Origin of the sequence: Aliiruegeria sabulilitoris (assembly GCF_001558155.1) — a bacterium.
GTDB lineage: Bacteria > Pseudomonadota > Alphaproteobacteria > Rhodobacterales > Rhodobacteraceae > Tropicimonas > Tropicimonas sabulilitoris.
The window spans coordinates 38,804-58,095 of the sequence record NZ_LOAS01000024.1; the positions used below are offsets into that span (position 1 = coordinate 38,804).

Annotated in this window: 23 protein-coding genes and 1 tRNA gene; 22 read left to right on the forward strand and 2 right to left on the reverse strand. The window is 61.2% G+C overall.

Going from position 1 to position 19,292, the window contains the following annotated elements; all coding sequences use genetic code 11:
* The first annotated feature begins 106 nt into the window (after positions 1 to 106).
* Both AX756_RS18630 and AX756_RS25735 read left to right on the forward strand, forming a co-directional pair.
* A tRNA-Met gene (locus tag AX756_RS18630) sits at positions 107 to 183 on the forward strand.
* 270 nt (positions 184 to 453) lie between these two features.
* Positions 454 to 627: a helix-turn-helix transcriptional regulator gene (locus tag AX756_RS25735; RefSeq protein WP_156461566.1), complete on the forward strand. Its 174-nt coding sequence runs from the start codon at positions 454 to 456 to the stop codon at positions 625 to 627.
* 322 nt (positions 628 to 949) lie between these two features.
* On the opposite strand, the gene AX756_RS18635 is transcribed toward AX756_RS25735, so the two are convergent.
* On the reverse strand, positions 950 to 1,207 hold the full coding sequence (locus AX756_RS18635) for a DUF167 domain-containing protein (protein ID WP_068315280.1): 258 nt from the start codon (positions 1,205 to 1,207) through the stop codon (positions 950 to 952).
* Between the two features lie 698 nt (positions 1,208 to 1,905).
* On the opposite strand from AX756_RS18635, the gene AX756_RS18640 reads away from it, so the two are divergent.
* From AX756_RS18640 to AX756_RS18705, 14 genes are all read left to right on the forward strand, one after another.
* Positions 1,906 to 2,352 (forward strand): hydrogenase expression/formation C-terminal domain-containing protein, encoded by a 447-nt coding sequence (locus AX756_RS18640; protein ID WP_068315283.1) that lies wholly within the window; start codon positions 1,906 to 1,908, stop codon positions 2,350 to 2,352.
* A 35-nt stretch (positions 2,353 to 2,387) separates the two neighbouring features.
* On the forward strand, positions 2,388 to 3,455 hold the full coding sequence (locus AX756_RS18645) for a hydrogenase small subunit (protein ID WP_269432963.1): 1,068 nt from the start codon (positions 2,388 to 2,390) through the stop codon (positions 3,453 to 3,455).
* On the forward strand, positions 3,452 to 4,117 hold the full coding sequence (locus tag AX756_RS18650; protein WP_068315286.1) for a hypothetical protein: 666 nt from the start codon (positions 3,452 to 3,454) through the stop codon (positions 4,115 to 4,117). The genes AX756_RS18645 and AX756_RS18650 overlap by 4 nt, the downstream gene beginning before the upstream one ends.
* Positions 4,114 to 5,376 (forward strand): (Fe-S)-binding protein, encoded by a 1,263-nt coding sequence (locus AX756_RS18655; protein ID WP_068315289.1) that lies wholly within the window; start codon positions 4,114 to 4,116, stop codon positions 5,374 to 5,376. Before AX756_RS18650 ends, AX756_RS18655 begins: the two co-directional genes overlap by 4 nt.
* 13 nt (positions 5,377 to 5,389) lie before the next feature.
* Entirely contained in the window at positions 5,390 to 7,108 is a 1,719-nt protein-coding gene (locus tag AX756_RS18660; RefSeq protein ID WP_068315292.1) for a nickel-dependent hydrogenase large subunit, read from the forward strand.
* A 62-nt stretch (positions 7,109 to 7,170) separates the two neighbouring features.
* A complete protein-coding gene (gene dsrE2, locus AX756_RS18665) occupies positions 7,171 to 7,674 on the forward strand; it encodes a sulfur carrier protein DsrE2 (protein WP_068315295.1) in 504 nt (167 codons plus the stop codon).
* A 27-nt stretch (positions 7,675 to 7,701) separates the two neighbouring features.
* On the forward strand, positions 7,702 to 7,926 hold the full coding sequence (locus tag AX756_RS18670; RefSeq protein ID WP_068315297.1) for a sulfurtransferase TusA family protein: 225 nt from the start codon (positions 7,702 to 7,704) through the stop codon (positions 7,924 to 7,926).
* A 154-nt stretch (positions 7,927 to 8,080) separates the two neighbouring features.
* A complete protein-coding gene (tusD, locus tag AX756_RS18675) occupies positions 8,081 to 8,473 on the forward strand; it encodes a sulfurtransferase complex subunit TusD (protein ID WP_068315300.1) in 393 nt (130 codons plus the stop codon).
* 11 nt (positions 8,474 to 8,484) lie between these two features.
* Positions 8,485 to 8,892, forward strand: a complete 408-nt coding sequence (tusC, locus tag AX756_RS18680) for a sulfurtransferase complex subunit TusC (RefSeq protein ID WP_068315303.1) — start codon at positions 8,485 to 8,487, stop codon at positions 8,890 to 8,892.
* 10 nt (positions 8,893 to 8,902) lie between these two features.
* The gene (tusB, locus tag AX756_RS18685) at positions 8,903 to 9,211 is read left to right on the forward strand and encodes a sulfurtransferase complex subunit TusB (RefSeq protein WP_068315305.1); all 309 of its coding nucleotides are present in this window, start codon (positions 8,903 to 8,905) and stop codon (positions 9,209 to 9,211) included.
* Between the two features lie 53 nt (positions 9,212 to 9,264).
* Positions 9,265 to 9,597, forward strand: coding sequence for a TusE/DsrC/DsvC family sulfur relay protein (locus tag AX756_RS18690; protein ID WP_068315309.1), 333 nt, complete (start codon positions 9,265 to 9,267; stop codon positions 9,595 to 9,597).
* A gap of 258 nt (positions 9,598 to 9,855) precedes the next feature.
* A complete protein-coding gene (locus AX756_RS26115) occupies positions 9,856 to 10,242 on the forward strand; it encodes a hypothetical protein (protein WP_163886963.1) in 387 nt (128 codons plus the stop codon).
* 52 nt (positions 10,243 to 10,294) lie between these two features.
* Positions 10,295 to 11,578: a YeeE/YedE thiosulfate transporter family protein gene (locus AX756_RS18700; RefSeq protein WP_068315315.1), complete on the forward strand. Its 1,284-nt coding sequence runs from the start codon at positions 10,295 to 10,297 to the stop codon at positions 11,576 to 11,578.
* Between the two features lie 66 nt (positions 11,579 to 11,644).
* A complete protein-coding gene (locus AX756_RS18705; protein ID WP_082739188.1) occupies positions 11,645 to 12,796 on the forward strand; it encodes a rhodanese-like domain-containing protein in 1,152 nt (383 codons plus the stop codon).
* Between the two features lie 78 nt (positions 12,797 to 12,874).
* On the opposite strand, the gene AX756_RS18710 is transcribed toward AX756_RS18705, so the two are convergent.
* The gene (locus tag AX756_RS18710) at positions 12,875 to 13,339 is read right to left on the reverse strand and encodes a HyaD/HybD family hydrogenase maturation endopeptidase (protein WP_068315321.1); all 465 of its coding nucleotides are present in this window, start codon (positions 13,337 to 13,339) and stop codon (positions 12,875 to 12,877) included.
* Positions 13,340 to 13,476: 137 nt separating this feature from the next.
* Between AX756_RS18710 and AX756_RS18715 the strand changes: the two genes are divergently transcribed.
* From AX756_RS18715 to hypE, 6 genes are read left to right on the forward strand one after another with little or no spacing between them, the layout of a single operon-like run.
* Positions 13,477 to 13,704, forward strand: a complete 228-nt coding sequence (locus tag AX756_RS18715) for a HypC/HybG/HupF family hydrogenase formation chaperone (RefSeq protein ID WP_068315324.1) — start codon at positions 13,477 to 13,479, stop codon at positions 13,702 to 13,704.
* Positions 13,697 to 14,089, forward strand: coding sequence for a hydrogenase maturation nickel metallochaperone HypA (hypA, locus tag AX756_RS18720; RefSeq protein ID WP_068315327.1), 393 nt, complete (start codon positions 13,697 to 13,699; stop codon positions 14,087 to 14,089). The genes AX756_RS18715 and hypA overlap by 8 nt, the downstream gene beginning before the upstream one ends.
* Positions 14,082 to 14,834, forward strand: coding sequence for a hydrogenase nickel incorporation protein HypB (gene hypB, locus AX756_RS18725; protein WP_068315330.1), 753 nt, complete (start codon positions 14,082 to 14,084; stop codon positions 14,832 to 14,834). The genes hypA and hypB overlap by 8 nt, the downstream gene beginning before the upstream one ends.
* Positions 14,835 to 14,836: 2 nt before the next feature.
* Positions 14,837 to 15,946: a hydrogenase formation protein HypD gene (gene hypD / locus AX756_RS18730; RefSeq protein ID WP_068315332.1), complete on the forward strand. Its 1,110-nt coding sequence runs from the start codon at positions 14,837 to 14,839 to the stop codon at positions 15,944 to 15,946.
* Between the two features lie 2 nt (positions 15,947 to 15,948).
* Positions 15,949 to 18,258 (forward strand): carbamoyltransferase HypF, encoded by a 2,310-nt coding sequence (gene hypF, locus AX756_RS18735; RefSeq protein WP_170307752.1) that lies wholly within the window; start codon positions 15,949 to 15,951, stop codon positions 18,256 to 18,258.
* The gene (gene hypE / locus AX756_RS18740; protein ID WP_068315335.1) at positions 18,255 to 19,271 is read left to right on the forward strand and encodes a hydrogenase expression/formation protein HypE; all 1,017 of its coding nucleotides are present in this window, start codon (positions 18,255 to 18,257) and stop codon (positions 19,269 to 19,271) included. Before hypF ends, hypE begins: the two co-directional genes overlap by 4 nt.
* Positions 19,272 to 19,292: the final 21 nt, after the last annotated feature.

Below are 19,292 nucleotides of genomic sequence, written 5' to 3' on the forward strand. Positions count from 1 at the left end.
CCCGGCTGCAATCGATGCCCGGATCTGTGCGGCTTAATCTGCCGAAAACCGCATCTTGCCCCTTGACGCTCCCCCACATCTCATTTAGTTCCCGCCCACGCTTTGGGGCGGAGTAGCTCAGCTGGTTAGAGCAGCGGAATCATAATCCGCGTGTCGGGGGTTCAAGTCCCTCCTCCGCTACCAAAATTCCCCAGTAATTTCTGTGACTTACTTCTGGTGCGGTTTGCGCTGAAGCGTGCCGTCAGTTTTTTTGGGTGGCATCGGCGTGGCAGACTGAACTTGCTGCATTGGCTCCCGAGTCGAGCCTTCCGGCAGCATGGCAAGCGAGCAGGCCCGGTCAACCCGGGAATGCTGAAGCCAAGCCAGGACTTGTTCCGCCATCCGGACGGTTTTCTTTTTCCGCGTCAAACGAGTTGAACCGACCTCGCGTTCGCAAGAGCTGAGGAGATCATCATGCATACCGCTCAAGCGACTCCGGAAGGCCTCGTCAGCATCGCAACGCTTGTCGAGATGCTCGACCGTTCGCGGGCAAGCATCTACCGCGCTATCGAGCGCGGGGACTTTCCAACGCGGTTGCAGCAGGGTGGTGTCTCGCGTTGGCTGATGTTCGAAGTCATGGCCCGGTGATGTCAGAGCAAGTTAGCTTGTCGCGGATGCTAAGTTTGAAGATGTTCGTCGCCGTCCACGCTTCTGTCTGTAACCGTTTCAATTCGGAGCGCAGCCTCTCTCCCAGAGCCAATTTCAAGACGAACCGCGCCGCTGCTCTCGCCGAGTGGGGTCAACTTGATGCGGCATAAGGGATAGCGATCCTGTCCTTGCGTAGACGGGATCGAATCTGCCCGACACCACCCACCGACGTGCCTCGCCCTGACGAAATCCCTCTGACACCGCCCATACCGAGATCAGCACAAATGAATGTTGATGGGTTCGGGCGACTGAGTTCCGCTTTCTACTCGTCGACGACAAATACCTTGTCTTGCGAATTCTCACCCGCTGTCAGGTGCATATGCGCCGAAGGAATGCCTAGCGCGGCCGCCAAGAGCTCTGCCGTCGATTCGTTTGCCTTCTCGCTATCGATATTGTCGGTTATGAATACCCGCAATCCCATGCATTCAACCAACAGATCGTCATGTGGGGCGTTGGGCGTAACCCGGACTTCGATCTCGGTTCCGGGGACCGATAGATCTGACAGGACACCGTGTTTCATAGTTGCAGCCTTCCGTGGCGCGTCCCCACCTTTCCAATAGGTGCATCTTTAATGTACCATAAAATGGGTCGTAACGCCACCATGTTGCCCGGCCAAGACTCGGGACCGCATTGTGTCAGTCCGGTGAAGTCTTCAAGCCCGAAACCTGTTCCCGTCGGTTTCAACCGCACGCGCGTTGACAACTCCAAGCCAGTAATTCTTGGCGGCTTGTATGGTAGAGCATCATCTACAAGACTCGGGAAGCCCAGTGCGGTGTCTCGGCCGGGAGGCCGGTATTTGATTCCGGAGCCCAAATCCGACAAATTCTGTCCGTCCGCCGAGCGCACCTGCTGACGAAATTAATACGTATTAGCTACTCATAATTTATGACTGCGGAAAGCTGGTTACTCTTCCGATTTCTGACAAATTCCTACAACTATTTATCCCTACACAATTGGCGAAATTGCGGAGCAATCGGCAGGATTCGCGCCTCATTTGTCGCAGTCGGCACTGAAGAATACCCAAAAGTTCCGGGACAAACAGTAAGTTACCGAAATTCAATTCAAAAACCGGTAGCGATAACCTGCCTTCAAATTACATAATATCTTATTGTATACGCATTCGAATTTCTGCATGACGCAGATCAAGGACGAGTATGTTCGGGTTTGTCAAAAAGCCCACGAACCGGCCCGGAGAGTCGGAAAAACGGGATCGCAAGATTGCAGAATATATCGAAATCAGGAGCGGACGTTGTCCAGCTCAAGGAGGCGGTAGCGAACCTTCCGACGGGAAATGCACTGCCTATCCTGGCCGAGATCCACGAGGCACTCGGCCGGTTGGTCGAGAGTGGAACGACCGCAGTGATCGACCTCGGGTCGATACCGTTCACGGGGGGAGACGAAAAGCGCCTTCAAGAGGTCCTCGGCGAAGGTGAAGTCAACGCTGTTCTGAACGCGATGGGCGAGAGCTTTGTTCAGGAAACAGAGATTCCGGGCGTGTGGCGGGTCGACCATTACGACCAACAGGGTGAGACCCAGTCGAGGTTCATCGAAGTCACGTTCATCCCCGACATCCTGAGAACGCACCGGGAAGACGCCGTGCGTGGACACGAAATGCTGGCCGAACGCCTGAACGGGAAGACTGGCGCCGACAAAAAGGGAGGGTAGTGCAGATGCCGAGTAGTCCGTTGTTGCCAAAACTGATGAAGGCACACGGGGTGAGTCGCAGGAGTTTCATGAAGTACTGCGCGTCTCTGACCTCGCTCATGGCTCTGCCGCCCGCGATGGCGCCACGGGTCGCTCATGCTCTGGAGACCGCTCCCCGGCCGTCGGTGATCTGGCTCTCCTTCCAGGAATGCACCGGTTGTACCGAGGCGATCACCCGTTCGAGTGCACCATCGTTGGAAGAGCTGATCTTCGACTCGATCTCACTGGACTACCACCACACCCTTCAGGCGGCCTCCGGCGCCGCCGCCGAGCACGCCCGCGAAGAGGCCATGCGGGAGCATTACGGCAAATACCTTGTGATCGTCGATGGTTCGATCCCGCTGGACGAACCGGGCTATTCCGCCATCGCCGGCATATCAAACCTCGACATGCTGAAAGAGACCGCCGAAGGCGCCGCCGCGATTGTCAGCGTTGGCACCTGCGCGGCCTATGGCGGCCTGCCACAGGCAAACCCGAACCCGACTGGCGCGGGGGCCGTTTCGGATATCATCAAGGACAAGCCGATCATCAACGTTCCGGGCTGCCCGCCCATTCCAATGGTGATGACGGCGGTTCTGGCCCATTACCTGACATTCGGCATCCCCGATCTGGATGAGCTTGGCCGGCCCAAGGCCTTCTTCGCCGAGTCGATCCATGACCGCTGCTACCGCCGCCCGTTCTATGACAAGGGGCTCTTCGCCGAAGGGTTCGACGACGAGGGCGCGCGCGCGGGCTGGTGCCTCTACAAGCTCGGCTGCAAGGGCCCGACCACCAAGAGCGTCTGCGCCACGGTGAAATGGAACGACGGGACCAGCTTCCCGATCGAAGCCGGGCATGGATGCCTTGGCTGCACGGAGCCCGACTTCTGGGACAATGGCGGCTTCTACAAGCCACTCTCCGCGCCCGCTGGCAACTATCGCCGCGTCGGGCAAGCAGCCGTGATTGCTGGCGTCGCTGCCGGCGCCGGTGGTGCCTATCTCGCCAGAAAAGGAAAGGCGGATGCGCTTGCCAACCACGAAACCGTCGATGCCTTCACGCTCGAGAAGGAGGAGAAGGAGTCATGAATAACCCGAACTTCGACCTTCTGATGTTCGCACGCGGACCGCTCTTTGACATCGCCTTGCTGATCTTTGTCGCCGGCGTCCTGATCCGAGTCGTCGAGATCCTCGTCCTTGGACGGAAAAAGGATTTCTCCAAGGCCAAGGGCAAGCCTGTTCAGCAGGGGATCAAGACGATCTTCACGCGGACCTTCCCACGCCCCGGCGCAATCAAGGCGAACCCGATCACCATCGTCGGTGGCTATGTCTTCCACATCGGTTTCTTCATCGCGTTCCTGTTGTTCGTGCCGCATATCGCGCTGATCGAGGAACTGACCGGGCTGAGCTGGCCGGGCGTTGGCCGGGTCATCATCGAGAGTTCGACGGTCCTGGCCGTTATCGCGGGGCTTGCGTTACTCTACACCCGCTGGCGCGATCCGGTTCGCCGAAAGCTCGCGACCTGGGTGGACTACCTGGTTCTGATCCTCAGCCTGCTGCCGTTGATCACCGGCTACGTGGCCGTCAACAAGCTCTTCGGCGATCCGACCTTCATGATGGCGCTGCACATCCTGTCGGTCGACATCCTGATGATCGTCTTCCCATTCACCAAACTGATGCACGCGTTCACCTTTGCGATGGCGCGCTACTACAACGGATCGATCCAGGGCCGCAAAGGAGCTGAATCATGAGTGCGACTGCCGAACGCGGCGTAAATGCCCTTCGCGAACAGATCGACGCCCCGGTTGCCAGCTTCTTTTCCAGCTGCGTGAGCTGTGGCCTCTGCGCCGATGCCTGCATTTTCTTCCATGAAACAGACGACCCGCAATACACGCCGATCCGCAAGGTCGAGTTGCTGCGGCGTGTCTGGGAGAACGAGTACACGCTTTTCGGACGTGTGAAATCCATGGTCGGGCTTGGCAACAAGATCACCGATGAAGATTTCACCGAGGCCGAAAGGCTGGTCTATGACAGCTGCACCATGTGCGGACGTTGCACCATGGTCTGCCCGGTGGGCAACGACATCACGTTGATGATCCGCAAGATGCGCGAAGGCATGTCGGCCGCTGGTCACGCGCCTGTCGAGCTGATCGGAGCCGCCAAGCGGCATACAAAGGGCAACAGCCCGATGGGGGATCTCAGCAAGGCCATTCAGGCGCAGGTCAAGCATGCCAGCGCCGAGACCGGGATCGAGATCGAATTCGACAAGCCGGGCGTGGACTACCTCGTCATCCTGTCGGCGCAGGAAATTGCCGAATACCCGGAAGTGATCGGCGCTATGGCGAAGATATTCAAGCAGGCCGGCGTTACCTGGACAATCTCACTGGAGGCTTTCGAAGCCACCAATGTGGGCATCCAGATCGGCAACCGGGACGTTGCGAAATACCTCGTCACCCGCGTGGTCGAGGCTGCCGAGAGGCTGGGCGTCAAGAAGGTCATCAGCCCCGAATGCGGCCACGCCTATCAGGCGATGCGTTGGGAAGGGCCAAACCTGATCGGCCGTGAATATGACTTCGAGGTGGTTCACATCATCGAACTGCTCGACCAGCTCCGCGCCGAGGGCAAGCTCAAGACCTCCGGCAAGGACAGCGACAAGATCACCTTCCATGACCCGTGCCAGATCAACCGCCGCGGTGGCATCAACAAGGAACCGCGCCGGCTGCTGAACATGGTCGCAGAGAATTTCGTCGAGACAGACGATGCCGGAACGATGAACTGGTGCTGCTCCGCCGGTGGCGGGGTTGGCGCGAACGAGCGTGCGGCCGATCTCAAGAACGCCGCCTTCCAGCTCAAGAAACGGCAGTTCGAGAAGGTCGCGCCGGACAAGATCGTGACCATGTGCGCCTTCTGCCACCACACGCTGGAGAACGCGCTGGAAGACAACGACATGGATATCGAGGTGGCCGGCCTGACCGAGATGATGGCCGAATACCTGGTCGACGAGGATTGAGGGGAGATACGAGATGGCAGAAAGACTGGTCGTAGACCCCATCACACGGATCGAGGGGCACCTGCGCGTCGAGGCGCAGATGGACGGCAACAGGATCGCCGAGGCCTATTCGTCGGGCACGATGGTCCGCGGCATCGAGATCATCCTGCGCGACCGTGACCCGCGCGACGCCTGGGCCTTTGCCCAGCGGATATGCGGTGTCTGTACGTTGGTGCATGGCATGGCCTCGGTCCGCGCGGTTGAAGATGCGCTGAACTGGAAGATTCCGAAGAACGCGCAGCTGATCCGCAACCTGATGATCGCCTCGCAATATGTGCATGACCACGTGATGCACTTCTATCACCTGCATGCGCTGGATTGGGTGGATGTGGTCTCGGCGCTTGAGGCCGATCCCAAGGCGACATCGGAGTTGGCCCAATCGCTCAGCAGCTATCCGCGATCCTCGCCGGGACATTTTGCGGACGTGAAGAAGAAGCTGAAAGGCTTCGTTGAATCCGGGCAGTTGGGGATCTTCTCCGGCGGCTACTGGGGGCATCCGGGCTACAGGCTGCCGCCCGAAGCGAACCTTATGGCCGTCGCGCACTACCTCGATGCGCTTGCCTGGCAACGCGAGGTCTCCAAGCTGCACACGATCTTCGGCGGCAAGAACCCGCATCCGAACTTCGTCTGCGGCGGTGTGCCCTCCCCGATCGATCCCAATTCCGAAACCGCCATCAACATGGGAGCCTTGAGCCAGGTCTCGTCTCTGATCACCCAGATGGAAGACTTCGTGAACCAGGCCTATCTGCCGGACACGCTGGCCATCGCGTCCTTCTACAAGGATTGGGGTGCCATCGGTGAAGGCGTCGGCAATTTCATGTGCTATGGCGACTTCCCGACTGGCGAATACAACGACCCATCGACCTTCCTGGTGCCGCGCGGCGTGATCCTCGACCGGGATCTTTCCACGATCCACGACGTGGACCTGCACGAGGAGGGCCAGATCGAGGAGTATGTCGATCACGCCTGGTACAAGTACCAGGGTGGCAAGGGCACCGGCCTGCACCCATATGACGGCGAGACCGAGCTGAACTACACCGGGCCGAAACCGCCCTACACGCAGCTCGACGTTGATCAGGGATATTCCTGGCTGAAATCGCCACGCTGGAAGGGCAAGCCGATGGAAGTTGGCCCGCTTTCCCGGATGCTGATGCTCTATGCCAAGGGTCATGATCAGGCGAAGGAACTGGTCGACAGCACGCTCAGCACGCTGGACGTGCCGGTCGAGGCGCTGTTCTCGACGCTGGGCCGGACAGCGGCGCGGACGCTGGAGACCAAGATCTACCTCGACATGATGCGCGGCTGGTACAACGACCTTGTCGCCAACATCGCTGCGGGCGACCTCCAGACCCACAACGACGAATTCTGGGATCCCGCAACCTGGCCAAGCGTGGCCAAGGGCGCGGGCTACATGGAGGCCCCGCGCGGCGCACTCGGCCACTGGATCGTCATCAAGAACCGCAAGATCGACAATTACCAGGCCATTGTTCCGACAACGTGGAACGCCGGCCCGCGGGATTCCGACGGCGTCTCAGGCCCTTACGAGGCGGCGCTGAAGGGGCACGAACTGGCCAATCCGGACCAGCCGCTGGAGATCCTGCGCACCATCCACAGCTTCGATCCCTGCATCGCCTGTGCGGTGCACATGGTCGGCGAAGACGGCGACGAGAAACTCAAGATCAAGGTCCGCTGAGACCCGCGCACCGCCCCCAGCGGGGGCGGCGCCAAAGACGCGAATGGGAAAGGAAATGCCAGATGCTTGACGACAGCCAACTCGAAAAAGCCAAGAGCATGTCGATCATCGTCACCAAGGGCACACTGGACTGGGCTTATCCGCCATTCATCCTCGGCACGACCGCCGCTGCGATGGATGTGGAGGTGACGATGTTCTTCACCTTCTACGGTCTTGTCCTGCTCAAAAAAGACCTCAATCTCGGCTTCTCGACGCTCGGAAACGCGGCGATGGAAATGCCGATGATGGGCGGACACATGAAGATGCCCAACATGGTCTCCATGCTGCCGGGAGCCGGCGCGCTTGCCGGTACCATGATGAAGAACCTCATGGCCAAGAAGGGCGTGGCCTCCATCGAGGACCTGCGCGAGGCGGCGGTGGATCTCGAAATCCGCATGATCGCCTGCCAGATGACGCTCGACCTCTTCGAATACTCGAAGGACGACATGATCGACGGGATCGAGCTGGGCGGTGCGGCCACCTACATGGAAACCGCCCTCAAATCCGACATCAACCTGTTCATCTGAACATCACCACCACACAGGAGAAGAAACGTGGCAGATCAAACCCTCAACGCCCAAGGCCTGAACTGTCCGCTGCCGATCTTGAAGGCGAAAAAAGCGCTCAAGGGCATGGGTGCGGGCCAGGTGCTTGAAATCACCGCGACCGATCCCGGCTCCGTTGCCGACATGGCCGCCTTCTGCAACCAGACGGGCAACGAATTGCTCAGCACGAGCAACGAAGGCGACGTCTACACCTACGAGATCAGGAAAGCCTGACAAATCGCGTGGATCGCGACCGTTCATGTCTGGTCAGCCGCTGAATCCGTGGCTGACCCGGTCCTTGCACAAGGCCGGACGATAGAACGCCTCGAGCCAAGGACCGCCACGACCACGACGCGACCGATCCCTTCCACCAAGGAAAGGATACTCCGTGAAATTCGGAATTGTCGTCAGCGAGGGCCCGTATACCCACCAGGCCGCTGACACCGCCTATCACTTCGCCAAGGCGGCGCTGGACAAGGGGCACGAGGTACCTCGCGTCTTCTTCTACCATGATGGCGTTAACGTCGCGACGAACCTGTCGGTTCCGCCCCAGGACGAGCGCCAAATCCAGAAAAACTGGACCGCGCTCGCCAAGGCCAATGACATCGACATGGTCGTCTGCATCGCCGCCGCTCAGCGCCGCGGCATTCTCGACGAGAACGAAGCGAAGCGGCAAGGCAAGGATGCCTCCAACCTCGCAGAGGGATTCCGCATCTCCGGACTCGGACAGCTCATCGAGATGGGCATCGAATGTGACCGTACCGTCACGTTCGGCGATTGAGGAAAGCGAATATGTCAGAAGCCAAGAAATTCCTCTACGTGAACCGCAAGGCGCCCTACGGGACGATCTACGCCCTCGAAAGCCTCGAAGTGGTGCTGATTGGTGCCGCCTTCGAGCAGGATGTGTCGCTCGCATTCCTGGATGACGGTGTGTTCCAGCTTACCAGGGACCAGAACACCGACGAGATCGGGGTGAAGAACTTCTCGCCCACCTTCCGCGCACTCGGCGACTACGAAGTCACCAAGCTTTTCGTCGAGAAGGAGTCGCTCGAGGAACGCGGGCTGGAGCCCTCCGATCTTCAGGAGATCATGTACGAGGACGAAGATGACGACTGGGAGGAGAAGCCCTCCATCCAGATCGTTTCCCGTTCTGAAATGGCCGACATCATGTCCGATCAGGACGTGGTTCTGAGTTTCTGAGGGGGGAAACATGTCCACACTTCACACAGTCAACAAGTCCCCGTTCGGTGACAGCGCATTCAACAGTTGCCTCGCGCATTGCAAACCCGGCGATGCCGTCTTGCTGATCGAGGACGGCGTCTATGGCGCGGTGGCCGGCTCGGCGGTGGCCGCGAATGTCGAGGCACGCGCTGGCGATGTCAGCTTCTACGTCCTCGACGGCGATACAAAGGCACGCGGATTGGCCGCCGGGAAACTGATCCAACAGGTGAAGCCCGTTGGCTACGACGGTTTTGTCGATCTGGTCGCGGAACATGATCGCACCCAATCCTGGCTTTGAAACGACGCCCGCGGACGCGGGACACAAGATGAGAAGAGAGAAGGAACACCCATATGTCCTATCAAGTAAACGGCGCGGCCATTGAAGCCGACGAAGACGGCTACATCGTCAACCTTGACGAGTGGTCGAAAGAACTGGCCGAAGAGATCGCCAAGGCCGAAGGCCTCGCGATGACCGACGACCACTGGAAGGTGATCGACTTCCTGCGGAACTACTACGACGAATTCCAGATTGCCCCCGCCATTCGCGTCCTCGTCAAGAACGCAAAGAAGAAGCTCGGCCCGGACATCGGCAACAACAAGACGCTTGAAGCGATGTTCCCGGACGGCGCCGCCAAGCAGGGCTGCAAGATTGCCGGGCTTCCCAAGCCGACCGGCTGCGTCTGACCTCCGAAACGCGGCGCCCCGCCCCGAAGAGAGCGCAACAGAACGACGAGCGCACGGGACGGGGCGCCGAACGGAGGAACCGGAAGACGAAAGGTCTGCCTTCCGATCGATTGCAGGCCGCAAGGGACACATCCTGTCGAAGCGCCGAAAGATCCGACATCGACAGGACAGTGGGTGGAGAGACCCGGCAGGGCTCCACATTTGCGGCCCAGAAGAATGCCTGCCGAGCACGTGATTGCAAACCCACGGAGGTCAATCATGAAAGCCACTCTAACTTGCCTGTTCGCCGCATCGGCGATGCTGATCCTGCCTGCGCTGCCCAGCTCTGCCGAAGGCGACGGCAACTGGAAGCGGGGCCGGATCTACTACCGCGCCGCCTGCACGTCCTGCCACACGGCGGAAATCGGCGAGTCCATTTCACCCGCTTCCAAGAAGATCGCCGAATGGGAGGAATGGATCGAGACCCCTGAAGGCGCCGAGCACCTGGCCGAGTATGTCAGCCAGGAGTACCGCGCCAGCATCGCATCCGACAACAAGGTCGCGGAGAAGTTCGCCCCAATCGCCAATGACGATCTCTGGGCCGATATCCGCGCCTTTGTCGTCTACGGCGCCGCGGATTCCGCCACCCCGGCCACCTGCAACTGAAGAGGTCCCCAGTCACCGCCTGAACGCGACTGACCGGGGAAAAGGACACCAAATGGCTACGAACGAAACTGCCGCCGGCGCGCCACCGCAAGAAAAGCGGTCGTTGCCCGAATGGGCCGAGGGTTTCGCCGAGGACTACAAGAAGATCTTCATCGACGAATGGTCGCCCTACCTGGGGTTCATGCTGCTCGTCAGCCTCGCCATGATGCTCATGGCCAGCGGCGTGTTCTGGGGCGTCTTCGGCGGGTTGAAGCTCTGGGGAGACTACATCAACAACGCCATCGGACTGGGCCCGATGCTGGGTATCAGCGAAGATCTGAAGAGTCCGCTGGAGCACCAGATGTCGGTGATGAACATCGCGCTGCTGCTTGGCGCCTTCACCGCTGCACTGATGTCGATGCAATTCGCGATCCGGAAGGCTCCCTTGAGCGAATACGCTTATGGAGCCGTTGGCGGCTCGCTGATGGGGATCGGCGCAACCATCGCCGGTGGCTGCACCACGGGCGGCTTCTTCATCCCGCTGACCTTCAGTGCGCCCGCCGGTTGGGCTATGTGGATCGGCCTGTTGGCCGGTGCCTTCATCGGGCTCAAACTGCTGCTTTGGGGGATGGAGAACATCACCTGGGGCACCAGGGCGCCCAAGAACAGGACACCGGCGCTCAAGCCCTACTTCCCCTATTTCGGATTGGTGATCGCGCTCGGCGTGCTCTGGTGGGGTGTGACCTGGTTGCGCAGCGAAAGCAACTACACCTCGATCCTTGCGTTGATGATGCTTGCCGGGTTCGGCATCGGCTTCGTGATGCACCGCTCGCGGCTTTGCTTCGCGCGGGCCATCCGTGAACCGTTCATGACCGCCGAAGGCATGATGACCAAGGCGATGATCCTCGCGATCTTTGTCGGCTGCCTGTTCGGTTCGATCCTGATCCAGAAGGGCAATATCGACCCCTACGTGGCGCTGTCCACGCGCTTCTGGCTTGGGTCGCTGATTGGCGGCCTGATCTTTGGCATCGGCATGGTACTGGCGGGCGGCTGCGCCTCGGGTACGCTCTGGCGGATCGGCGAAGGGCATCTGAAACTCGTCGTCGTGCTGTTCTTCTTCGCCTGGATCGGCTCCATCGCCAGTGCAGCTTTTGGCAACCTTGGCGTGACCACGGGCGAGATCGACCTCGATTTCATGGACGGCATGGTCGAGTTCAGCGCGCTCGGTTATCAGGCCTTCCTGCCTGACATGCTGGGCGGATGGGGGCCGACCTACATGGTCATGATCACCATCCTCGCGATCTGGTGGTGCCTCGTTCGCTACAACGAGACCACCGAGAAGTTCACCGTCATCTAAGAATTGCGCCCCTCGGAAGGACCCGGGGGGCCACACGCTTTCCAATACAGCAAACAGGAGGAAAAAATGAGCGCCAGGACCAAGTTGACAAGACTTGCCATGGCCGTTGCGGTGGCTTTCGCACCGGTATCCATCGCATGGGCCGAGCAAGCCGCGCCGACCGCAGAAGACAAGGCGGGCTGGTATCACGAGGAGCATGTGGTCGACTACGACTTCATCGCACCCTATGCCGTGCTGCCGCAGCGCGACGACGTGATGATCGTCGATTCCCGCCCCGACCGCATGTTCGGCCCGGGCCACATCCCGACCTCGGTGCTGATCCCCGACAGCAAGTTCGCGGAAATGACCGACATGCTTCCCGAAGCCAAAGACCAGATGCTGATCTTCTATTGCGGCGGATATGCCTGCAAGCTCAGCCACAAGTCGGCCTTCAAGGCGGAGGAACTGGGTTATACCAACGTCAAGGTTTATGCGGCCGGTTTCCCGGACTGGAAGGAAAAGGGCGGCTCGGTCTCGATCAACACGGCTTACGTGCAGCAACTGATGGCCGGCGAAGAACCGGTGCTGATCGTCGACTCGCGCCCCAAGGGCAGCAAGTATGACAAGGGTTACATCCCCGGTGCGATTAGCCTTCCTGACAGCAAGTTCGACGCCATGTCTGGCCTGCTTCCGGCAAACAAGGACACCGCGCTTGTGTTCTACTGCGGCGGATACATCTGCAAACTGTCGGACAACTCCGCTCAGGCGGCAATGAAAATGGGCTACACCAAGGTCTTCACCTATCCTGCCGGCTACCCCGAGTGGAAGAAGCTTGTCGGTGTGGTCGCCATGCTTGTTTCCCCCGACACCAACGCAGCGGCCTCCATGGCCACGCCAGACATGCCCGCGCCGGGTGAAGGCGTGATGGGTATCGAGGAGTTCAACAAGATCGTTGCCGAACGTCCGGCCGATGTTCTGATCGTCGATGTGCGTGATGCCGACGAGTATGCTGCCGGTGCGCTTGCGGACACGATCAACATTCCGGTCGGTGAGTTGGAAGACAAGGTGTTCGACCTGCCCGACGACAAGCGGATCGTCTTCATCTGTACGTCCGGCGGGCGCAGCGGGGAATCCTACGACCTTGCCAAGCTGCTGAACCCGGGCCTGAACGTCGCGTTCCTCGACGCCGTGGTGAAGTACAACAAGGACGGCACGATCGAAGTCACGCCCCATAGCTGACCGATTGCGTGCAAATGAACCTGAGCCGGCCCTCAAATGCGGGCCGGTTTCGCCCTTCGGCAAGGGTGTTCGAGCTTGCTAGGCCTTCCAGCCGTCCAGGGTTTCCTTCGCAAGCGCGACGGCTTGGGGAATGGCCGCTGCAACCTTGGGGCTCAACTCGAGCCCCCAGCCAAGCGTTTCGGGTTCGATCCCGACAAGAACACGACGCTCGGGAAGATCGCCGCTCAAACGGGACATGTCGAAGAGATCTGCCAGTCCGACCTCGTGCACGCTGAGTTTTCCGGAACGGACGAAGGCGTCCATCTCCTCGCCCTCCAGACGCCGCACGGTGCCGGCGCCGGAATGGAACTGTGCTGCATCGAACACCACGAGTTGATCGCTGGCGCCAATTGGTTCGGCAAGGGTGAAGCTGAGCGTGCCGCCATCGATGCAGGTCACGTCGTCGTCCGATCCGTGCAGTTCTTCGAACAGTTCAACGGCCCGGATCCCGGCCGCCTCGTCGGACATGATCGAATTGCCGATCCCCAGAATGAGTATGCGCATCGCCCGTTTCTCCGATCTTTTTCTTGGCTTCTCTGCCGTGTCTTTATGGTAGGTGCGAGACAAAACGCCAGCGTGAAGCCGGAATGAAAACGTATTAAACATCACGAATATAAGAGCAACAAAAAGGGATGCGACCCATGTGCCTTGCAGTGCCGATGCGTATAAGTTCGATTGATGGATTTGTTGCAACCTGTGAGGCCAGCGGGATCGAGCGGGACGTCAACCTGTTCATGATGCAGGGCGAGGACCTGGCCGTCGGGGATCACGTTCTGATCCACGTCGGGTATGCGATCAAGAAGGTGTCGGAAGAGGAAGCCCGGTTGAGCTGGGAAGCCTTCGACGAGATCCTTCAAGCAGATGCATGAACTCGCGATCTGCCAGGCCCTGATCGACCAGGTCACTACCGTCGCACGGGACAACAACGCCTCGCGCGTGAGCGGCATCACCCTTGAGGTCGGCCCGTTATCCGGCGTCGTGCCGGACTTGCTGTCGAATGCCTTTTCCATTGCTGCGGCCGGTTCCGTGGCCGATGGCGCCAGCCTGACAATCGAGCTGTCGCCGGTGCGTGTCTGGTGCAAGGCCTGTCAGGCCGAGAGCGACGCGAAAATCAACCGCCTGGTCTGCGCCCAGTGCGGCGACTGGCGAACGGAGCTGCGCTCCGGAGATGAAATGCTGTTAAGGTCGGTGGTGCTGGAGGATGCTGAATCCGACCTGCCTGCGCGACAATCCGAGGAGGAAGGCAATGTGTGATACCTGTGGCTGCAACGTGACCCCCGGCAACCGGGACCTCGCCGAGGGCAGGCAAGCGACGCAGGTTCTCGGCAACCTGCTGCAGGTCAACGACTCTCAGGCCATGCACAACCGCACCCATTTCAACCAGCACGGGGTGTTTTCGGTCAATCTCATGTCCTCCCCCGGCGCCGGCAAGACAGCGCTTTTGGAAGCGACGGCGGAGCTTGTGAAGTCCGGCCTGCGGATCGGCGTGATCGAGGGCGACCTGGAGACCGAGAATGACGCCGACCGCATTCGCGCCTGTGGTGTTCCGGTCGTTCAGATTTGCACTGGCACGGCCTGTCATCTGGACGCGCATATGGTGCATGACGCGCTGCATGAACTGGAACTGGCCAAGCTGGACGTGCTCTTTGTCGAGAATGTCGGCAACCTTGTCTGCCCGGCCAGCTTCGATCTCGGCCAGCATCGGAACGTCGCGCTGCTGTCGACGCCGGAAGGGGACGACAAGCCCGCAAAATACCCGGTCATGTTCCGGTCGGCCGACATGGTGCTCCTGACCAAGCGGGACCTCGCTCCCTATATGCCGGAGTTCGACACGGCGCGGGCTGTGAACTTCGTCCGCCAGTTGGGCAATGCCGCGCCCATTCTCGAGGTCTCTGCCAAGTCCGGCGACGGGCTGGATGGCTGGGTCGACTGGTTGAAGCGCGGGGTGGCCGAGCTTCGCTCGAACCTCTCCTTTCCGACCACAGCGGCAGGAGGCTGACCATGAGCCTCGGCGCCGCGGAGTTGCTGGAGCGGATCAGGGCATTGGACCTGCCGGAAAAAGTGCGGATCATGAACGTGTGTGGCGGGCATGAACGGTCCATCACCCAGGCCGGTCTGCGCAACGCCTTGCCGCCCGCTATCGAGTTGATCCCCGGGCCGGGCTGTCCCGTTTGCGTCTGCCCCGAGGAGGATGTCTACCAGGCAATCCAGCTGGCGATGAACGAAGACCTGACGCTGGCCACCTTCGGGGACATGTTGCGGGTGCCGGTGAACGTCCGCAAGACCGAGGTCCGTTCCTTGGAGCAGGCCAAGGCTGCCGGTGCAGATGTCGTTCCCGTCGCCAGCCCGCAGGAGGTTGTCGCGTTGGCCCGCGCCAATCCGGATCGCCGGGTGGTGTTCTTTGCGGCAGGGTTCGAGACGACAACCGCGCCGGTCGCTGCGATGATGGCGCAGGGCGTTCCCGACAACCTGCTCCTTTTGCTTTCCGGACGGCTCACCTGGCCCGCGGTCTCCATGCTGCTGAACTCCGGAGAGGTCGGGTTCGACGCGCTGATCGCGCCTGGGCATGTCGGCACAGTGATGGGGCCGGAGGAGTGGGAATTCGTGGTTGAAGAGCACAATGTGCCGGCCGCAATCGCCGGTTTCGACAGCGACAGCCTGCTGGCCGCGATCTACTCCGTGCTGCGACAGCTTCAGTCGGGCAAACCCGCTCTCGACAATTGTTATACCCGGGTTGTCCAACCGGGAGGCAACCCGACGGCGCGGCGATTCCTGTCGCAAGTCATGGAAGTGACCGATGCCACCTGGCGCGGGATCGGCACGATCCCCGCATCCGGCTTTTCGCTGCGGGACGTGTACGCGGCCCATGACGCCCGAAAACTGCTCCCGGATTACGGCGACGCCGCCCGCCGACGTGTCGGGGAGATGCCGGCCGGTTGCGACTGCGCCCAGGTGGTGCTGGGTCGTATCTATCCCGACCAGTGCCGGATCTTTGGTGCGGCCTGCACCCCGCGCACGCCGGTTGGTCCCTGCATGGTCTCCGACGAGGGCGCCTGCCGGATCTGGTGGTCCAGTGGGAAACGCACGCGCGTGGAACAGGCCGCGGAGTGATCATGGCGCCGGACGCTGAAAACGATCCTGCTTCCACTGACTCCACAATCGTCTCCCGACGGCTCGTGCTGACCGGTCACGTGCAGGGCGTCGGGTTTCGCCCGCACGTCTATCGCGTCGCGACAGGACTGGGTTTGAAAGGCTGGGTGCAGAACCGGATGGGCGAGGTCTACGCCCATGCGCAAGGGCCGGAAGTTGATGTACAGGCGTTCCTGCGCGAGGTGATCGAGACGGCGCCCCCCCTCTCTGCCCCCACTCTTCGAGATGTGACAGCGGTTGCTATCGAACCCTTCTTAGGGTTTGAGATCCTCGACAGCGAGAAGGGCACCGGAGCGTCGATTTTCGTGCCTGTCGACACCTGTGTCTGCGAGGCGTGCTTGCGGGAATTGCGTGACCCGGCAGATCGGCGCCATCGCTACCCGTTCATCAATTGCACCCAATGTGGACCTCGTTACACGCTGATCGAGGCGATGCCCTATGATCGGCCAAACACGACCATGGCAGGGTTTCCACTCTGCGAGGCGTGCCGCGCGGAGTACGAGGATCCGGCGAACCGTCGGTTCCACGCAGAGCCTGTCGCCTGCCCCAGATGCGGCCCGTCTCTCCGGTTCGTTCGCGAGGGTCACAGCGAGGTTGCCGATACCGAGGCCGCGCTGACCGAGGCTGTTCAGATCCTTGTCTCTGGCGGAATTCTCGCGATGCGTGGGATCGGTGGCTACCACCTTATGTGCGACGCCCGCAACGAGGCCGCAGTTTCGCAACTGCGGGCAAGGAAACGCCGTCCGGCCAAACCCTTCGCAATCATGGTTCCACAGGCAGGCGACGACGGGCTGGATGCTGTCCGCATCTTCGTCACGCTGTCCGATGTTGCCGGGAAGGAACTGGTCACGCCGCGCCGCCCGATCATCCTTCTGCCACGATTGCCCGAGGCTGACCTGGCACCGTCGGTTGCGCCGGGGTGCGGCGAGCTCGGCCTCTTTCTGCCCTACAGTCCATTGCACACGCTCCTGCTCGACGCTTTCGACGGTCCGCTCGTTGCGACTTCGGCGAATCTCAGTGGAGAGCCGGTGCTGACCAACCCCGATGAGATCGACACCCGGCTTGTCGGCGTTGCGGATGCGGCGCTGCATCACAACCGGCCGATTGCGCGCCCGGCGGACGATCCTGTCCTGCGCGAGATCGCCGGAGCGATCGTTCCTTTCCGCCTCGGGCGCGGCACGGCGCCGGTCGAGCTGTCGCTTCGTCGGCCAACCCCGAAGCCCGCGCTTGCGCTTGGCTCGCACATGAAGGCCACGGTCGCGCTGGCCTTCGAGAACCGGGCGGTTGTCTCCCCACATATCGGCGAGATGGATGCCCCGCGGAGCCTCGAGATATTGCAGCGTGTCTCGCAAAGCCTACAGGATCTCTACGATCAGCGCGCAGAAGTTCTGCTTTGCGATGCCCATTCGGGCTACACGACTCATCGATGGGCCCGGACGCAGGAGCTGCCGATGGTGCCGATCCTGCATCACCACGCCCATGCCTCTGCGCTGGCCGGTGAGTACCCTGAGGCGGAGGGGACGTGGTTGACCTTCACCTGGGATGGCGTCGGTTTGGGGCAGGACGGGACGCTCTGGGGCGGCGATGCCCTGCTGGGCCGCCCGGGCAACTGGCAGCGGGTCGCCCATTTCCGCAGCTTCCGGCTGACGGGCGGGGACCGCGCCGGGCGAGAGCCGTGGCGCAGCGCGGCAGCCCTTTGCTGGGACGCCGGGCGAGATGTGCCGGTCTTGCCCGATGGCGCGGAGATCGCCCGGCAGGCTTGGGAGAAAGGCATCAACACGCATGAGACCACTGCAGCGGGACGGCTGTTCGACGCGGCCGCCTGCCTTGTCAGCGGAATGACCCATGCGAGTTTCGAAGCTCAAGGGCCCATGCAACTGGAAGCATGGGCAAAGGGAGAAACCGGGCATGCGACCCCTGTGCGGATCCATGAGACCGAGAGCGGGATGGCAATTGCCGACTGGGCTTCCCTGCTCGATACGTTGACGGACAGTGCCCGAAGCCAGGGGCAGCGCGCGGCGGATTTTCATGCAAGCATGGCGCAGGTCCTTGTGGATCTTTCGACCCGGCTTTCCGAGCGCCATGCCATCTCGAATATCGGCCTGACAGGAGGCGTCTTCCAGAATGCGCGCCTCGTCCACGAGATACAGCGACGGATGACGCACGCCCCGGATCTGCTGCGGCTGCATCGAAAAGTGCCCTGTAACGACGCCTCCATCTCCTTCGGGCAGGTGGTCGAATATGCCGCTTTGGCAGGAGGATCCCTCGAATGACGCTTCAGGACAGCCACATCTCGCTTGCCCACGGCAATGGCGGTCGATTCATGCGCGAGTTGATCGACGAAGTCTTCGCGCGTCATCTCGCAAGCGACACGCTGGACACCACGGCCGATGCCGTGCGGCTTTCGCTGCCCGGGGAAGAGATCCTGTTCACGACCGACGGCTTCACGGTTCAGCCGCTGGAATTCCCGGGTGGCTCCATCGGCTCTCTCGCCGTGCATGGCACGACCAACGACCTCGCTGTCGCCGGTGCAGACCCGCTCTACCTGAGCCTGAACGCCTTCATCGAAGAAGGGTTCGACGTGGCACAGCTCGAACGTATTGTTGCCGATCTCGGGCGTGCTGCATCCGAGATCGGCGTCTCGGTCGCGGCGGGCGACACCAAGGTTCTACCGCGCGGCCAAGGCGGCGGGATCTACCTTGCGACGACCGGTATCGGTGTTTTACGGCATCCGACCCCGCTGGGGATGAAGCAGATCCGGGACGGCGATGCGATCCTCGTGAGCGGTCCGATCGGGGACCACGGAATCTCGGTCATGCTCGCACGAGAGCAGTTCGGGCTTCGCGGGGATATCATCTCCGACGCGGCAAGCGTTCTGGACATCACCCGCGCGATGCGCGAGGTTCCCGGCATCCGCTTCATGCGTGATCCGACCCGGGGCGGGCTTGTTTCTGTCGCCCATGAAATCGCCCGGGCCACGGGTCTCACCGTCGCCCTGGACGAGCCGACGATCCCGGTGAGGCCGGCGGTCCGCACCGTCTGCGATATGCTCGGCTACGATCCCTATTATCTCGCCTGCGAGGGTCGGGTCGTGGCCGTGGTCGACCCCGGTTCGGCACAGGATGCCCTCTCCGCCATGAGGCGTCAGTCGGGCGGCGAACTGGCCGAGGTGATCGGCTGCGTTCGTCAGCAATCCGGCGAAGCCTGCGTGTCCCTGAAAACGGAAGTCGGCGGGCTGCGCTTCCTGCAGGAACTGGAAGACGACCCCCTCCCAAGGATCTGTTGATCGGGGTCTGGCTCGCGCGGG

Excerpts from the sequence above, each read along its gene's own strand:
- AX756_RS26115 (WP_163886963.1), top strand. The coding sequence starts at position 9,856 with ATGAAAGCCACTCTAACTTGCCTGTTCGCCGCATCGGCGATGCTGATC.
- AX756_RS18690 (WP_068315309.1), top strand. The coding sequence starts at position 9,265 with ATGTCCTATCAAGTAAACGGCGCGGCCATTGAAGCCGACGAAGACGGC.
- AX756_RS18660 (WP_068315292.1), top strand. The coding sequence starts at position 5,390 with ATGGCAGAAAGACTGGTCGTAGACCCCATCACACGGATCGAGGGGCAC.
- AX756_RS18655 (WP_068315289.1), top strand. The coding sequence starts at position 4,114 with ATGAGTGCGACTGCCGAACGCGGCGTAAATGCCCTTCGCGAACAGATC.
- hypD (WP_068315332.1), top strand. The coding sequence starts at position 14,837 with ATGAGCCTCGGCGCCGCGGAGTTGCTGGAGCGGATCAGGGCATTGGAC.
- AX756_RS18710 (WP_068315321.1), bottom strand. The coding sequence starts at position 13,339 with ATGCGCATACTCATTCTGGGGATCGGCAATTCGATCATGTCCGACGAG.
- AX756_RS18645 (WP_269432963.1), top strand. The coding sequence starts at position 2,388 with ATGAAGGCACACGGGGTGAGTCGCAGGAGTTTCATGAAGTACTGCGCG.
- AX756_RS18635 (WP_068315280.1), bottom strand. The coding sequence starts at position 1,207 with ATGAAACACGGTGTCCTGTCAGATCTATCGGTCCCCGGAACCGAGATC.
- hypF (WP_170307752.1), top strand. The coding sequence starts at position 15,949 with ATGGCGCCGGACGCTGAAAACGATCCTGCTTCCACTGACTCCACAATC.
- AX756_RS18650 (WP_068315286.1), top strand. The coding sequence starts at position 3,452 with ATGAATAACCCGAACTTCGACCTTCTGATGTTCGCACGCGGACCGCTC.
- AX756_RS18705 (WP_082739188.1), top strand. The coding sequence starts at position 11,645 with ATGAGCGCCAGGACCAAGTTGACAAGACTTGCCATGGCCGTTGCGGTG.
- tusB (WP_068315305.1), top strand. The coding sequence starts at position 8,903 with ATGTCCACACTTCACACAGTCAACAAGTCCCCGTTCGGTGACAGCGCA.
- AX756_RS18700 (WP_068315315.1), top strand. The coding sequence starts at position 10,295 with ATGGCTACGAACGAAACTGCCGCCGGCGCGCCACCGCAAGAAAAGCGG.
- AX756_RS18715 (WP_068315324.1), top strand. The coding sequence starts at position 13,477 with ATGTGCCTTGCAGTGCCGATGCGTATAAGTTCGATTGATGGATTTGTT.
- tusC (WP_068315303.1), top strand. The coding sequence starts at position 8,485 with ATGTCAGAAGCCAAGAAATTCCTCTACGTGAACCGCAAGGCGCCCTAC.
- AX756_RS25735 (WP_156461566.1), top strand. The coding sequence starts at position 454 with ATGCATACCGCTCAAGCGACTCCGGAAGGCCTCGTCAGCATCGCAACG.
- hypA (WP_068315327.1), top strand. The coding sequence starts at position 13,697 with ATGCATGAACTCGCGATCTGCCAGGCCCTGATCGACCAGGTCACTACC.
- dsrE2 (WP_068315295.1), top strand. The coding sequence starts at position 7,171 with ATGCTTGACGACAGCCAACTCGAAAAAGCCAAGAGCATGTCGATCATC.
- hypE (WP_068315335.1), top strand. The coding sequence starts at position 18,255 with ATGACGCTTCAGGACAGCCACATCTCGCTTGCCCACGGCAATGGCGGT.
- hypB (WP_068315330.1), top strand. The coding sequence starts at position 14,082 with ATGTGTGATACCTGTGGCTGCAACGTGACCCCCGGCAACCGGGACCTC.